Source organism: Myxococcus llanfairpwllgwyngyllgogerychwyrndrobwllllantysiliogogogochensis, assembly GCF_006636215.1.
Lineage (GTDB): Bacteria > Myxococcota > Myxococcia > Myxococcales > Myxococcaceae > Myxococcus > Myxococcus llanfairpwllgwyngyllgogerychwyrndrobwllllantysiliogogogochensis.
The window spans coordinates 1-456 of the sequence record NZ_VIFM01000748.1; the positions used below are offsets into that span (position 1 = coordinate 1).

Annotated in this window: 1 pseudogene; it reads left to right on the top strand. The window is 73.2% G+C overall.

Features of this window, described 5'->3' with window-relative positions:
* Nucleotides 1–19: 19 nt before the first annotated feature.
* A pseudogene (locus tag FJV41_RS57380) lies at nucleotides 20–456 on the top strand (glutamine--fructose-6-phosphate transaminase (isomerizing)); the annotation flags it as partial.

Below are 456 nucleotides of genomic sequence, written 5' to 3' on the forward strand. Positions count from 1 at the left end.
GGGCTACGACTCCTGCGGCGTGGCGATCCACGACGCCAGCCTGGGCACCACGCCCACCGGCGGCCTGCGCCGCGCCCGCAGCACGGCGCGCGTGGCGGAACTGCTGGAGCAGGTGCGCACCGAGCACGTCGAAGGCGCCACCGGCATCGCCCACACGCGCTGGGCCACGCACGGCGCGCCGGCCGTGCACAACGCGCACCCGCACTTCAGCCACGGCTCCGGCCCGGACGAGCCGCTGCGCCTGGGCCGCGTCGCGCTGGTGCACAACGGCATCATCGAGAACCACGAGGCGCTGCGCGCATCGCTGCAGGCCCGCGGCTACGTGTTCACCAGCCAGACGGACACCGAGGTGATCGCCCACCTCGTGGACAGCCACTACAACGGCGACCTGTTCCAGGCCGTGCGCGCCGCCGTGGCCGAACTGCATGGCGCCTACGCCATCGCCGTGATCCACAA